This window comes from Streptomyces sp. NPDC126499, from assembly GCF_040302485.1.
GTDB lineage: Bacteria > Actinomycetota > Actinomycetes > Streptomycetales > Streptomycetaceae > Streptomyces.
Map to the genome: position 1 here is coordinate 461909 of NZ_JBEOUO010000002.1, position 13847 is coordinate 475755.

Below are 13847 nucleotides of genomic sequence, written 5' to 3' on the forward strand. Positions count from 1 at the left end.
GACCGCTGGCACGGTCTCCTCGACGTACGGGACGGGACAGGGCAGGACGCGGCACGGTCCGGGGGCGGGAATCGCCGCCCGCTCGGTCGACGGGCTGGCTGACCGGGCCGGCCGACGCCTCCTCGCACAGCCAGGTCTGGCACCGTCGTGTGCGGCACAGCCAGGTCCGGAGCCGCCGCGTCCGGAGCCGCCGTTGTGCGGGCCCGCCGTGTGCGGGCCCGCAGCGTCCGGAGCCGCAGCGTCCGGCACCGCGCGCGTCCCGCGCCTCAGCGGGCCGTCGCGAAGTCCTGCACCCACCAGGGCCCGCCCCTGGTGAGGTTCACCCCCACGCCGACGTCCTCGAACGCGCAGTTGAGGATGTTCTTGCGGTGGGCCTCGCTGTCCATCCACTCCGCCACCGCCTCGGCGGGCGTCCGCGGCCCTCGGTGGATGTTCTCGCCCCAGGACGACCAGGTGTAGCCGGCCGCGGTGATCCGGTCGCCCGCGTTCTGCCCGTTCTGGCTGTCGTGGGCGTAGTGGCCGCGGGCCGCCATGTCGTCGGCGTGGCCCTGCGCCGCCTCCCGCAGCCTCGGATCGGACCGCAGCGGATCGCATCCCGCCCGCCTCCGCTCGACGTTGGCGAGCGTGACCACCTCGGTGACGTACCGCGCCGCCGTCCCGGCGGCCCCCGGCTCCGCCGAACGGGTGCCCGCGCCGGCCGTCGTGCCCGAGGTCACCACGTACACCCCGGTCATCACCGTCAGCGCCGCCGCCACCGTGCCGGCCACGGTGAGCGCCGTGCGGAACGACGGCCCCCGCCCGCCGCCGCCGTCGCCCTGCCGCTCCCGGGGCCGCTTCCGCTGCCGCCGCTCCGCCTCGCATCCCTCGTAGCGCTCGTACCGCATGAAGCTCCGCTCTCTCTCCTCGGTCCGCCGGCCCTCCGGCGCGGCGATATGACTGTCCGGTCCCGGAGAGCGCGACACTCCTCGTCAATCCTGCGTGTCAACCTGGTGCGGCACCACCGCGACCGGGCACGGCGCCAGGTGCAGCGCCGCGTGCGCCACCGACCCGATCCGCGCGCCGAGCGCCGCGCGGTGCGCCCTCCGGCCCACCACGAGCAGCTGCGCGCCCCCGGCCCCGGAGAGCAGCACCTGGCCGGCGCTGCCCAGCTCCACGTGCTCGGCGACCGGAACCTCCGGGTAGCGCTCCCGCCACGGGGCGAGCGCCTCGCGCAGCGCCTTCTCCTCGTACGGGACGAGCCCGCCGGCCTCGTCGGCGAGCCGCAGGGAGGCCGGGCTGTACGCGAAGAGCGGCGGCAGGGACCAGGCCCGCACCGCGCGGACGGCCGCCCCGCGCGCCACGGCCGTCTCGAAGGCGAACCGCAGCGCGGGCGCGCTGTCCTGGGGGCTGCCGTGCTGGCCCACGAGGACCTCCCCGACGGGTGGTTCGGCCGGCGCGCCGTCGCGGGCGCGGACCGCGACCACGGGCACCGTGGACCCGGCGATGATCTGCTGTCCGTAGGAGCCGAGCAGGAAGCCGGTCACGGCGCCGTGGCCGCGCGAGCCGATGGCGAGCAACTCGGCGTGCCCTACGGTGCCGAGGAGGGCGGCGACCGGTGTGTCGCCGACGACCTCGGCGCTCAGGTCGAGTTCCGGGTAGCGCTCGGCGAGCGTCGTCCCGGCCTCGCGCAGCACGTCCCGGGCGGCCTTCTGCTGGGCCGTGGGATCCTGGAGCAGCGGCAGGTCGAGCGGCTCCCAGCGCCAGGCGTGCACCAGGCGCAGCGGCAGCCCCCGGTTCCCCGCCTCGCGGGCGGCCCAGTCGGCCGCGGCGAGACTCTCCGGGGAGCCGTCGACTCCCGCGACGATCTCACGCCTCATCAGGCTGCCTCCGTCGGTACGGGGCCGGGCCCGCCGACAGCAGGCGCCGGGGGGCGGGCCGGACGGCCCTGTCCACGGTAGCCACTCAACCCGTGTCGTCGCGGGCACGGCGGATCGGGCTAGGCCGGCAGGGTGAGTCCGGCATGGGTGCCGTTGAGGTAGTGGTCGCCGATGTCGCGGAGCCGGTGATCGGGCGTCACCGGAGCGGTGAGCGTCCGGGCATTGCGCCAGAAGCGGTCGAGGCCGAGGCCGCCGCCGTGGAGGCCGGGCGCCGCCCCGGGGTCCACCAGCTCCAGGACGCGGGTGGTGATGTCCAGCGCCGCCCGCCCGGTGACCGTCTCCGCCGCGGCGACCAGGACGGCGATGTCGGTCCGCTCCTCGACGTCGAGGGCCCGCCCGGTGAGCAGCCCGTGCGCCAGGGAGTCCGTGGCCCGTTCGACGACCGCGGCGGCGGCGTGCGCGGCGGTCGCCGACTCCCCGTACGCGAGCAGGAGGAACGGATCGTCGCCGCTCGCGGCCTGGGTGGCCCGGCTGACGTCGCGGGCCTCCGCCAGCGCCCCTTCGGCGATGCCGAGCACGACGTGGACCAGCAGTAACCGCAGGGCGATCGGCGCCGGCGTGGTCGGACAGGGGACGCGGGCGTGCTCGTCGTGGGGGAGCGCGCCGAGGACGTCGCCGGCGGCTATCGGCAGCCGGTCGAAGGTGACGGTGCCCGCGCCGGAGAGGCGCTGGCCCACCCGTTCGGCGTGCGGCTCCGTGAACACGGCCGGATGCGCCGGATCCACGAGGACGAGCAGCGGATCGCCCGTCTGCGTACAGCGGGCCGCGACGACCAGCCGGTCGGCGACCGTGACGCCGGAGGCGAAGGCGCGCCGCCCGTGGAGGACGTAGGCGCCGCCGCCGGCCGGCGTGAGCACCGGCCCGTCCGGACCGTTGGACCCGACCGGGCCGTTGGACCCGACCGGGCCGTTGGACTCGTTCAACCCGTTGGACCCGTTGTACCCGTTCGGCCCTGCGCGTCCGGTGGCGTCGGTCGGCGCGCCCGGCGGCTCGATCGCGCCGGCGAGCAGCCATCGTTCCTCGGCGGCGCGGGCGCCGAGGTCGAGCGGACCGGCCGCGGAGCCGAGGAAACGTGTCGTCCAGGCAAGTGCGCAGTGGTGGGCGAGGAGTTCGCCGATCGAGCCGTCGGCCGCCGAGATCTCCCGGATCACTCCACAGGCGGTACGCCAGTCGGCGCCGCGCCCGCCGGGGCCGGGCGCGGTGAGCAGGGCGGGCAGTCCGGCCTCCTGGAGCCGGGCGACCTCGTCGAGCGGCGCCTTGCCCGCCCGGTCCCTGGTCAGGGCGTCCACGGCGAGGTCGTCGGCGAGCTCGCGGATGACGCGGGGCCACATCGCGTCGTCGGCCGGGCGGTCCGCCGGACGGTCCGCCGCGCGGTCCGCCGGGCGGCCGGTGACCGGGCCTCCGGCCGGGACGGAGGTGGGGCGCTGCGCTGACTTCTTCGGCGTTCTCACGGCACCTCACATGTTTCCCAGTATCCCCATTGGAATGGTAGGGATAGTGACAGAGGGGTGCCCGGGACCCCAAGGGGCGTCCGCATCACGGACGTTGAGTGCTCGACAGGTGGGACGGGTGGGACGGGTGTCCGGGGGAGGGGAGGGGCCCGTTCAGGGGTTGGTCCAGGCCTCCGGGTCCTCGGCCAGTGCCACGATCTCCGGCGGCAGCTTCGCCGTGGCCACCTCGGCCAGCGAGACGCCGTCGAGCACATGACGTACGTTCGCCCGCAGCGCGACCCACAGGGTGAGCAGCGACTCGGCCGGACCGGTGTACGACAGCTCCGGCGGCCGGACGCCACGCACCGACAGCAACGGCCCCTCCACGCAACGGATCACGTCCGCCACCGAGATCTCCTCGGCCGGCCTCGCCAGCCAGTAACCGCCGTTCCCGCCGCGCTGGCTCTGCACCAGGCCGCCCCTGCGCATGTCGCCGAGGATGCCCTCCAGGAACTTGTGGGAGATCCCCTGGCAGTCGGCGATGGCCTCGGCCTTCACCGGCCCGGACTCCCGGGCCGACGCGAGCTGGAGGGCGGCTCGCACCGCGTAGTCGGCCCTGGCTGAAATGCGCATAGGCGCATTATGCATTCGCGCCCCGTCCGCACCCTTGACGAGGGGCGCCGCCGATCCCACACTCGGGACGGGAAACCGAGCGAACAGGTAGGGAAACATGGGAGCCGTCGTCACCGCCCCGCCGGACACGGCCTTCGCCGTCCGGCTGCCGCGCTCCCTCTCGCTCACCTCCCGCCGCCACATCGATCTGCTGCGGGTCTGCAGCGCGGGCTGACGCCGCCTCCCACCGCCGTACGACTCCGCCGGACGCCCCGTCCTGGACACCTCCGCAGGACACGGTCGTACGACTCCGCCGTACACCGCCGTACGACTCCGCCGTGCGACGCGTCTCCGGCCGTACGGGGCCCTCCGCCCGAACCGCCCCGCACGAGCCCGCCGTACGGCTCCATGCGGACGAGCCGGCGTCGTACGGCTCCGCCCGCCCCCTTCCCGTACCTCTGCTGCCTCCGGGCGCACGGCGTCTCGCCGCCGTGCCGTCCCGCGACCCAGCACCGAGCACCCAGGGAGAAACCATGTCCGTCGCCACCTCCGTCGCCACCTCGGTCGTCCCGGCCGGCACCGGCGCCGCCCCCGCCTTCCGCGGCCGCATCGGCCGTGACGTGCGCAGCGGCCACTACCCCGTACCGCACCGCTACCGCCTCCATCTGGCACCCGCCGACCCCGGCTGTCTGGGCCTTGCCGTGACCCACAGCCTGCTCGGACTCGACGACACGCTCCCGCTGGCCGTCCTGCCCGCCCTCCCCGACACGCCCGACGGCGGCTACGCCGTGCTGCGTCCGCTGTACGAGGCCAGCGCCCACCTCTACCGGGGGCCGGCCGCGGCGCCCGTCCTCAGCGACGGCTGGACCGGCCGGATCGTCTCCACCCATGTGCCCGACATCCTGCGCGACCTGGCCCTGCGCTTCGGCGGCGACGGGCCCGAACTCCTCCCCGAGGACCGGCAGGACGAGATCCGGGCCCTCACCGACCTGTGCGAACGCAGCGTCAACGCCGCCGCCCAGCGCGCCGGAGAGCTCGGCCTCGACGACACCGCCGCCCACCGGGACCCGCTCACGGTGCTCTTCTCGGCGCTCGGTGCCCTGGAACGGCGCCTGGCCCGGCACCCGTACGTCCTCGGCGACGCGCCCACCGCCGCCGACGTCACGGTCTGGGTCACCCTCGTCCAGCTGGACACCGTCCACCGCTGGCACCTGGACGCCGCCGCGATGGAACGGGTCGCCGGGTACACCGCGCTGTGGTCCTACGCCGGACGGCTCGCCGCCCACTCCGCGTTCGGTCGCCACCTCGACGTCGACGCCCTGCTCGACCGGCACCGCGCCCACTGCCGGGGCCGGGAGGCGGCCGGCGCCGCCATGCGGATCGTGGACTGGTCCGCCGCACGCGCCTGAGCCGCACGCGCCTGAGCCGCACGCGCCCAGGCCTCGCGCCTGAGCCTTACGCGGCCGACCGCCGACCGCCGACCGCCGACCGCCGGGCTTCCGACCGCCGGGCTTCCGGCCGGCCGACCGGCACCGGCCCCCGTACGGCTCAGCCGAACCGGCGGCCCGACAGCGGCTCCGTGGCGTCCCCGCCACCCCCGCGGACGCCCCGCAGGAATGCCTCCAGGGCCTCCACCGAGGACCTGGACGGCGTCCACTCCAGCTCCCGCCGCGCCCGCTCCGTGGACAGCAGCGGCAGCCGCAGCACCGCGTCGAAGAGATCCGGCGACGCCGGCGCCACCCGCATCCGCCAGGCCGCCGACAGCACTCCGCGGACCGCGGCGGTCGGCACCTTCACCGGCCGCGCGTCGAGCAGCGCGGCCAGCGTGCCCACGTCGACCACCGGATCCGCCGCCAGGTTGAACGCCCCGCGCACGTCCCGCAGCAGCGCCGACCGGTAGGCCTCCACCGCGTCGTCCGTGTGCAGGGCCTGGAAACGCAGCCCCGAGAGTTCCGGTACGAGCGGAATCAATTCCGGCCGGATCAGCTGGCCGGGCAGCCAGCGGCCCGCGAAGATCCGCCGCTGCTCGCTCGCCGACTCCTCCTTGAACATGAAGCCCGGCCGCATCCGCACCACCCTGGTCGTCGGGTGGTCGCGCTCGAACGTGTCCAGAAGCCGTTCCACGTACGCCTTCTCGCGGGTGTACGCGGCGCCGGGCCAGCCGTGCGTCGGCCAGGACTCCGACACCGGCGCGCCGTTCCCGGGCCCGGGGGAGTAGGCGCCGACCGAGGAGCCGTACACCAGGACCGGCACCCGCGCCGCCGCGACCGCGTCCAGGACCCGAACGGAGCCGAGCACATTGCTCCGCCAGGTGGTCGCCGGATCGTGTGTCGGCTGGAAGCGCCACGCCAGATGGACCACCGCGTCGGCGTCCGCCACGTACTGGGCGAGCCGGGCCTCGTCGCCGTCCAGCGAAAGGTCCACCTCCGCCCACTCGGTCTTCTCCAGGGTCAGACCGGGCCTGCGACGCGCCAGACCGAGCACGGACGCGACCCTGGGCTCCCGCGCCAGGGCGCGGACCAGGCTCGTCCCGACGTTGCCCGTGGCACCGGTGACGACGACACGCATCCGCTCGCTGGGGTTCATGTCTCGACGATCCGCCATCACGGCCGCCCCCGCACGCGGAGGTGGCCGGGTCGGACACGGAGGGTAGCGCTGTGGGTCGCGCTTGTGAGCATGTGCACCCACCATGGTGTGACCGGGGGGCCAGCCATGACCAGGAGGAACGGATGCTGCTCCCCGACCGCAACACGATCGCCCGCCTGCTGCGGAACTACCGCGCCCAGGAACGGCACGTCCTGGCCAGGCCGCACGATCTGGCGGCCCGCAGGCGGTTCGAGGACACCGCGTACACGCTGTGCGTCCTCATGGGGGAGCGGACGGCCCGCCAGGCCGTCCTGGCCGCCGAACGCTACACGGCCGAGCCGGCCGGGGCGAGGGTCCAGGTGTGCGGTTCGACGCGCACCGGCGGGGTAGCCGCCGAGTAGCGTCACGGACGACGTGCCGCGGGCCGGGGCCGGGAACGGCCTTTGGCCCGACGGCCGGAGGCCGGGAACGGAAGACCGGAACCGGCAGCCGGCAACGGGGACCGGGAGACGGGAACCGGAACCGGCGGCCGGGCGTGGCAGCCGAGGCCGAAGGCGAGGGCGGAGACCCGGGCCGGGGGCCGAGGTCGGAACCTGGCCGGGAGGTGCCGGACATGGACGGTGGAGCACGGCTCTCGCCGCGCGAGCGGCGCATCCTCGCGGAGATCGAACACGACCTGAGGGCGGACGACTCCCTCGCCCGCACCCTCGTCGCCGGCCGCCCACCGGCGCGGACCGGACGGCATGCCGTCCCGGTCGCCGTGGCCGTCCTCGGCCCGGCGACGGCAATCCTCTTCGTGGCCGCCGTCGCCACCGGATCGCCCGCCCTGCTCTGGTCCTTCGCGGCCGCCTGGGTGCTGACCGCGGCCGGAGCGCTGGACCTGCTGCTGCGCTGGTCCGGCCGTCGGCGGACGCGGGCCGGGCAGGATCGGCAGGACGAGCCCGGCGAGACGGGCCACGGCGGCGTCACCTGAGAGCGTCCTCCGGCGCGGGCGCCGGCTGTCCGGGGCGCGGAAAGCGGCCCGCACGGCATCGATACAGACGTCCCGGGAGGTCGGCCCGCCGAAGCGCAGCCGGTCGTAGGGCGCGAAGTCCGGCTCCAAGGCGTCCAGTTCGTCGACCAGGGCGTGCAGCGCGACCGACCACAGCGGCGAGTCGAGGCGCGGGACCCGGACGGCCTCGATGATCGCGGCGGTCAGTTCACCCTTGCGGCGGATCGTCTGCGGCGTGACCCGGTGGAGACAGACGTATCGGCCGCTGAGATACGCCTCCCACTCCCCGGCGCCCTCGGCCGGGTCCGCCCCGTGCGCCGTGAACCAGTCCCGCGGCCGCTCCGGGCCGACGGCGTCCGCCGCCGGATCCCCGGCCTCGACCTGTTCCACCAGGTCGAACAGGTCGTGCGGGACCATCTCCGCGCCGTCCGAGCGCAGATGTCCGGGCAGCGGCAGCAGGCCCTCCAGCATCTGCCGCCGCACCTCCGCGACGTCCCCCGCGCGGCGCACAGCTCCTCCAGGGGAGTGAACCGCGCGCTGACGTAGGCGTCGTCCGCGGCCGTCATCGGATGGTCGCCGTTGACCTCCCGGAACCGCCGGGCGATCTCCTCCACGTACGGACCCCTGCTCATGACCACTCCTTCCGGCTGCCGCCCGGGGACGTTTCGAGGCGGCGTCCCGGCAGGCCAGGCGCCGGACCGTACGGCGCCCGCCGAACCGTGCCGGACGGGACGGACCGCCGCCTCAGTTGCCGCGCGCGCCGAACCGCCGCCACAGCCACAGCGACAGGGCCGCGCCGAGCGCCGAGCCGACCAGGGCGAGCGGCAGCCCGGCCGCGGTGCCCGAGGGCGCGGCGCCCTTCGGCGTGTCGCGCGCAGCCGCCCCGCCGGGAGCGGCACCGGTACCGGCACGGGCCGCGGCATCCGCGCCGACGCCCGCGCCCGCACCCGTGCCGGGACTCGCCGTGGCCGAAGCGGTAGCGCGCGCACGCGCGGGGGCACTCGCCGTGGAACGCGCCTCCGCTCCCCCTTCCGCGCCCGCCTCGGAACCGGCCTGCGCACCGGCCTGTGCCCGAACGGGCGCCTCCGCCTGGACGCGGGCCTCGGCCGGCACCGTGCCCCGAGGCTGCCGGCGGTCCTGACGGGGCTCCAGCGAGCCCACCGGCTGGACCAGGTGCGCGGCGTCGAAGCCCCAGTCGAGCAGCGCCCGGGCCTCCTCGTACACCGCGCGGCCGCCGCCGCCCTGAGGCCTCATCACCGACACCACCAGGGTGCGGGCGCCCCGCCGGGCCGCCGCGATCAGGGTGTTGCCCGCCCCGCTGGTGTAGCCGTTCTTCACACCGATCAGCCCGGGATAGCGCGCCACGCCATTCGCGCCCGTCAGGAGCCGGTTGGTGTTGGCGATGCCGTACGACCACGAGCCAGCCGGAAAGTCGGCGTACGGGGTCGAGCAGTAGCGGGTGAACTGCGGGTCCCGCACCCCCGCCCGCCCGAAGACCGCCAGGTCGTACGCGGAGGAGACCTGCCCCGGCGCGTCGTAACCGTCGGGGGAGACCACCCGCGTGTCGCGCGCCCCCAGGGCCTGCGCCTTCCGCTGCATCTGCCGGGCCGTCGCCTCCCAGCCGCCGTTCATCGCCGCCAGCACCCGCACCGCGTCGTTCCCGGAACTGAGGAAGACCCCGTTCCACAGATCCGACACCTTGTACGTGTAGCCCTCCTTCACCCCGACGAGGCTGCTGCCCTCGCCGATGCCGTCGAGCTCGGCGCGGCTGACGGTGTGACGTTCGGCCGGGTCGTGGCGGGGCAGCGCCGTCAGCGCGAACAGCGTCTTGAGCGTGCTGGCCGGCGGCAGCCGTCTGTGGGCGTCGCGGGCCGCGAGGACCTCTCCCGTGGACACGTCGGCCACCACCCAGGACAGGGCCGTGACGGACGGCAGCTCCGGAGCGCCCCTCAGCGGTTGCACCTGCGTTCCCGAACGGTCGAGCCGGGCGGGATCGACGAAGTGCCGGGCGGGCGGGGTCGGCTCCGCGACGGCGGCGGCCGAGGCCGTGGGCACCGGCAGGGCGAGCAGCAGCGCGGCGGCACCGGCGGCTGCGTGGCGAACGGCAGGCGTGACGATCATTCAGCCACCGTAGGAACGCCGTCACCCGGGCGCAGATCCAAGTGCGCCGACCGGCGTAGCGGCCACGCCGACCGGCGTACCGCCCCGCACCGACGGGCCACCGCGTACGGGGCCGGGCAGCGGCCGGGGCCGGTGGCTCGCGGCGCCCGGCGCGGGGAACGGGCTGCGCCGGGACAGCCCCGTCGGCATCCGCCCCGGCGCCTGACGTCCCCCCGACCGGCGCTTGACCCCCGGCTCCCCGGCGCCTGTCCACCGGCTCTCCTGCACCCGACCGGCGCCTGTCCACCGGCTCTCCTGCACCCGACCGGCGCTTGACCCCCGGCTCCCGGCGTCCGACCACCGGGGCCGGCACCCGACCGGCGCGCCGGCGGCCCGAGCGGGCCCGGCGGCGGCTCACACGGCCCTTCCCCGCTCGGCGGCCGGGGAGGCCCGCAGCGACGCCACGAGGCGCAACAGATGCGCCTCGTTCCCCGCGAGGCCCGCCGCGCGCAGCGCCGCGTCCGCCTCCGCCATCGGGTGCGTCAGCATCGCCGCCGCGTACGGCTCGAGCCGCGGGTCGGAGAGAACGGCCTGGGTGGATTCCAGCAGGCGCAGATACGCCTGGGCCGCGGCGCGCTCGCGGCCGGTGGTCGTCGTCATGTCGGGCTCCCTCTCGACGATGTGAGCTTGGCTCACCCACCCTCTCGCACGGGTCTGACAATGGAGGGTGAACCCGCCCCCGGGCGGCCCGTTTCAGGCCCCGGCCACCCCGGCCGCACCGTCGAGCCGCGCCGCGAGCCGCTCCAGGAACACGCGTTGGCCCGCCACCAGGAGCGGCAGGGCCTCCGGCAGCCCGAACCAGCCGACCCGGTCGATCTCCGGGAACTCCCGCAGCACGCCCGAACCCCTCGGCCACTCCATGGTGAACGTCCCCGGCACCACGAGCCCCGGATCCAGATCCGCCTCCACCGCCCACACGGTGACGAGCTTCCCGTTCTTCTGGCGGGCCTCGCCCAGCGCGAACCACTCGCCCTCCGGAGCCGGAAGCCCGAGCTCCTCCTCGAACTCCCGCCGCGCCGCCACCTCGGGCGCCTCGCCGGGCTCGTACTCACCCTTGGGGATCGACCACGCCGCCTGGGAACGCGAGGACCAGAAAGGGCCACCCATGTGACCGATGAGCACCTCCGGAGGCCCGTCCGGCGTCCGGCGGAAGAGAAGGAGACCAGCACTGCGCTTCTCGGACATGCCGCCCAGTGTGGCCGACGCCGAGCCACCGCACACCCCGCGGCGCCCCGGGCGCCACCCGCCACCGAGGGCACGACCGTGACCGTGTCCTGATCGTCACCGACGAGCGGTCCGCCGCCTCCTACGATCCCGGCGGACCGGCCGGACCCTTCCCGGCCGAGCTCCCGCTCCACACCCTGGAACCTCGCGGGTCACCGGCCCGCCCAGGACACCGTCCGGTCGGCCTCCATCCGCACCGTCACCGCCCCGGCCGCCGGGTCCGCCCCGGCGGCCCACGCGGCCGCGTGCCGGAGCGAGCGGTGCGGTTCAAGCCGCGCGGGGAGGCGGCGACGGTACAGCAGACGGTCGTCCTGGGTCACCGTCAGGGTGGGGTGGACCAGGCGCTCCGAGGGCCGCAGCGACAGCGTGGGCACGGACGCGGACGCGCCGCACGCGGACAGCCGGCCCGGGGTGACCCAGCGCAGGGATCCCGCCGCCAGCAGCGCCGGGCCCGGTTCGGGCCAGGCGGCGCCCGCGAGATGGGCGAGGACGGCGGTGGCGACCGCCCGGCCCTCCGCCGCGGCCACGACGGCCGGTTCCACGCCCCGCAGCAGATTGCCCGCCGCGAAGACACCCGGCACCGGGGTGCGCAGGGCCGGGTCGACCGACGGGCCGCGGGTCGCCGGGTCGAGCGGGACACCGCCGGAGCGGGCCAGCTCGTGGTCGGGCAGCCAGTCACCGGTGAACACGACCGTGTCGCAGCGCAGCAGCCGCGTGCGGTCGTCGGCGGCACGCACCACGAGCCCCGACAGCCGCGCACGCCCCACGAGTTCCAGCACCGTCGCCCCGCGCAGCACCGGGCACGGCAGTCGCGCCCCGTCCGCACGGTCGGCGACGACCGCCACCACCGCGACCCCGGCCCGGCGCAGCGTGCCGACCGCGTGCCGGGCGACCGGCTCGGAGCCGACCACCACCGCCCGCCGGCCGATCCGCTCCCCGCGCAGCCCGAACAGCTCGACCGACTGCTGCAGTTCACCCGTGCTCAGCACACCGGCCGGCCGTGAGCCCGGCACCAGTCGGGCACTGCGCGGCCGCTCGCGTGCCCCGGTGGCCAGCACGACCGCCCGTGCCGTGATCCGCTCGAGGCCGGTCGGCGCGGTGACCTCCAGAGCCAGGGGATGCCCCACCGAGCTCGCCGGGCCCCCGGCCCCCAGCACCGCGTCCTCCGCCGTGCGACGCCCGACCGTGCGGTCCTCGGCCGGGCGATGCCGGGCGGTGCGGTCCTCGGCCGGGCGATGCCGGGCGGTGCGGTCCTCGGCCGGGCGACGCCCGGCCCTGCGGTCCTCCGCCGTGCCGTCGCCCGCACCGGACGCCGCTCCCTGACCCGGCCCGACCGGCAGGACGTCCACGAGCGGTCCGGCCCAGCCGGTCGCGCCGGCCCCGGTCCGTACGACCGCCCCGGCCCGCACCGCCTCGGCCACCGCCCGCCGGGCGTACTCGGGACCGGTGTACGCCCCGAAGCCGGCCCGGCCGCAGTGCCGGGGGACGCCGCCCGCCGCCTCCTCGCGTTCCAGGACCTCGACCCGGCCCGCGCCCGCCGCCGCGAGCCGCGCCGCGGCGGCCAGACCGGCCGGGCCGCCGCCGACCACCAGGACGTCGACCGTACGGTTCACCGCACGCCCCCCTCGAACAGCGCCCGCACCGTCGCCCCGCAGGTGAACCCCTGGCAGCGCCCCGCCCTGGCCCGGGTCCTGCGGCGCAGCCCCTCCAGGGACGCGGGCGGCACCGTGGAGGCGAGCGCGTCGCGGATCTCGCCGCGGGTGACGCGCTCGCAGTGGCAGACGACCCGGCCGTACTCGGGGTCGCGGGCGATCCGCTCGGCGTCCCGGTACGGGCGGGGGAAGGCCTCGCCGAGGTTCGGCATCCGCACGGGGGCGAGCGGCCGCTCGGGCCCGAGCTCCAGGCCCGCGTCGGCGAGGAGCCCGACGGTGTGCCGGCCGAGGGCGAGCGAGGCGGTCAGTCCGGTGGAGCGGATCCCGCCGACCGTGACGTACCGCAGGTCGGGATGGGCGGCGATCCGGTAGTCCTCGGCGCCGGTGGCGGCCCGCAGGCCCGCGTAGACGGCGGTGACCTCCTCGTCGAGGAGCGCCGGGAGGATCCGCCGGCCCCGCGCGCGCAGTGCGGCGAGCCCTTCCGCCGTCGTGCCGGTGGCCGTCCTGTCGTCCAGGTCCTCGGCGGTCGGCCCGAGCAGCACGTTGCCGAACACCGTCGGCGCGATCAGCACGCCCTTGCCGAGGGCTCCGGGCACCGGCAGCAGGATGTGCCGCACCAGCGGCCGCGCGAAGGGGTCGAAGACGACCAGCTGGCCGCGCCGCGGGGTGACGGTGAAGTCGTACCGCCCGACCAGCGCGTCGAAGGCGTCCGCGTACAGCCCGCACGCGTTGACCAGGAAGCGGGTGCGCAGCACCCCGCGCCGGGTGATCAGCCGGTGCGGGGTCCCCGGCCCGCCGGGGCGGACCTTCTCCACCCGGCAGTCCAGATGCAGGTCGACGCCGGAGCGTACGGCCTGGGTGGCGTAGGCGAGCGGCGTGGACCAGGGGTCGACGACCGACTCGCCCGGCACGTCCAGGGCGCCGAGCGCGCCTGGCCCGAGGTGCGGTTCGCGGGCCCGCAGTTCGTCGGCGGACACCGGGCGGGTGCCGTGGTGCCCGTTGCGCACGGCCTTGTCGGCGAGGCGGGGGAGTGCGGCGAGCTGCTCCTCGTCCCAGGCGACCAGCAGCGCGCCGACGGGCTCGACGGCGATCCCGGTCTCCTCGGCGTACGCGGCGAGCATCCGGCCGCCCTCGCGGACCAGGCGCGCCTCCAGGGAGCCGGGCACCGCGTCGAAACCGGTGGCCGACCAGGGCGCAGATCCGGCCGGTGGGAAGGGCGAAGGCGCAGTCCCGCAGGGCCCAGGTCCGGGCCCGCCGTCCGTACCGTACGCCGAGG

At 76.3% G+C, this 13847-nt stretch carries 14 protein-coding genes and 1 pseudogene; 4 read left to right on the top strand and 11 right to left on the bottom strand.

Annotation, left to right across the window (positions count from 1 at the left end):
- Positions 1–266 precede the first annotated feature (266 nt).
- The 4 genes from ABTZ91_RS04705 to ABTZ91_RS04720 form a co-directional block, all read right to left on the bottom strand.
- Positions 267–884, bottom strand: a complete 618-nt coding sequence (locus ABTZ91_RS04705) for a CAP domain-containing protein (protein ID WP_352075664.1) — start codon at positions 882–884, stop codon at positions 267–269.
- Positions 885–968: 84 nt separating this feature from the next.
- Positions 969–1856 carry a universal stress protein gene (locus ABTZ91_RS04710; RefSeq protein WP_352075665.1) on the bottom strand — a complete coding sequence of 296 codons (888 nt, stop codon included), beginning with the start codon at positions 1854–1856 and terminating at the stop codon, positions 969–971.
- Positions 1857–1975: 119 nt separating this feature from the next.
- Entirely contained in the window at positions 1976–3367 is a 1392-nt protein-coding gene (locus ABTZ91_RS04715) for an acyl-CoA dehydrogenase family protein (RefSeq protein ID WP_407077888.1), read from the bottom strand.
- Positions 3368–3520: 153 nt separating this feature from the next.
- On the bottom strand, positions 3521–3979 hold the full coding sequence (locus tag ABTZ91_RS04720; protein WP_352075666.1) for an Rrf2 family transcriptional regulator: 459 nt from the start codon (positions 3977–3979) through the stop codon (positions 3521–3523).
- A gap of 512 nt (positions 3980–4491) precedes the next feature.
- On the opposite strand from ABTZ91_RS04720, the gene ABTZ91_RS04725 reads away from it, so the two are divergent.
- A complete protein-coding gene (locus tag ABTZ91_RS04725; RefSeq protein ID WP_352075667.1) occupies positions 4492–5367 on the top strand; it encodes a glutathione S-transferase C-terminal domain-containing protein in 876 nt (291 codons plus the stop codon).
- A gap of 139 nt (positions 5368–5506) precedes the next feature.
- Here ABTZ91_RS04725 and ABTZ91_RS04730 read toward each other — a convergent pair whose 3' ends face one another.
- Positions 5507–6544, bottom strand: coding sequence for an NAD-dependent epimerase/dehydratase family protein (locus tag ABTZ91_RS04730; protein ID WP_352075668.1), 1038 nt, complete (start codon positions 6542–6544; stop codon positions 5507–5509).
- Between the two features lie 143 nt (positions 6545–6687).
- Between ABTZ91_RS04730 and ABTZ91_RS04735 the strand changes: the two genes are divergently transcribed.
- Positions 6688–6945 carry a DUF5133 domain-containing protein gene (locus ABTZ91_RS04735; protein WP_352075669.1) on the top strand — a complete coding sequence of 86 codons (258 nt, stop codon included), beginning with the start codon at positions 6688–6690 and terminating at the stop codon, positions 6943–6945.
- A 212-nt stretch (positions 6946–7157) separates the two neighbouring features.
- Positions 7158–7517: a DUF3040 domain-containing protein gene (locus tag ABTZ91_RS04740; RefSeq protein ID WP_352075690.1), complete on the top strand. Its 360-nt coding sequence runs from the start codon at positions 7158–7160 to the stop codon at positions 7515–7517.
- A 99-nt stretch (positions 7518–7616) separates the two neighbouring features.
- Here the strand turns inward: ABTZ91_RS04740 and ABTZ91_RS34120 are convergent.
- Positions 7617–7952 (bottom strand): annotated as a pseudogene (locus ABTZ91_RS34120) (DUF6058 family natural product biosynthesis protein); the annotation flags it as partial.
- Between ABTZ91_RS34120 and ABTZ91_RS34125 the strand changes: the two are divergent.
- Positions 7848–8081 (top strand): hypothetical protein, encoded by a 234-nt coding sequence (locus ABTZ91_RS34125; RefSeq protein WP_407077889.1) that lies wholly within the window; start codon positions 7848–7850, stop codon positions 8079–8081. The pseudogene ABTZ91_RS34120 and the gene ABTZ91_RS34125 overlap by 105 nt on opposite strands.
- A gap of 198 nt (positions 8082–8279) precedes the next feature.
- Here ABTZ91_RS34125 and ABTZ91_RS04750 read toward each other — a convergent pair whose 3' ends face one another.
- From ABTZ91_RS04750 to ABTZ91_RS04770, 5 genes are all read right to left on the bottom strand, one after another.
- Positions 8280–9656, bottom strand: coding sequence for a serine hydrolase (locus ABTZ91_RS04750; RefSeq protein WP_352075670.1), 1377 nt, complete (start codon positions 9654–9656; stop codon positions 8280–8282).
- 393 nt (positions 9657–10049) lie between these two features.
- On the bottom strand, positions 10050–10295 hold the full coding sequence (locus tag ABTZ91_RS04755) for a hypothetical protein (RefSeq protein ID WP_352075671.1): 246 nt from the start codon (positions 10293–10295) through the stop codon (positions 10050–10052).
- 93 nt (positions 10296–10388) lie between these two features.
- Positions 10389–10880: an NUDIX domain-containing protein gene (locus tag ABTZ91_RS04760; RefSeq protein ID WP_352075672.1), complete on the bottom strand. Its 492-nt coding sequence runs from the start codon at positions 10878–10880 to the stop codon at positions 10389–10391.
- Between the two features lie 191 nt (positions 10881–11071).
- Positions 11072–12532, bottom strand: a complete 1461-nt coding sequence (locus tag ABTZ91_RS04765; protein WP_352075673.1) for an FAD-dependent oxidoreductase — start codon at positions 12530–12532, stop codon at positions 11072–11074.
- On the bottom strand, positions 12529–13847 hold a 1319-nt coding region (locus ABTZ91_RS04770), incomplete at its 5' end, for an FAD-dependent oxidoreductase (RefSeq protein ID WP_352075674.1). The genes ABTZ91_RS04765 and ABTZ91_RS04770, both read right to left, overlap by 4 nt.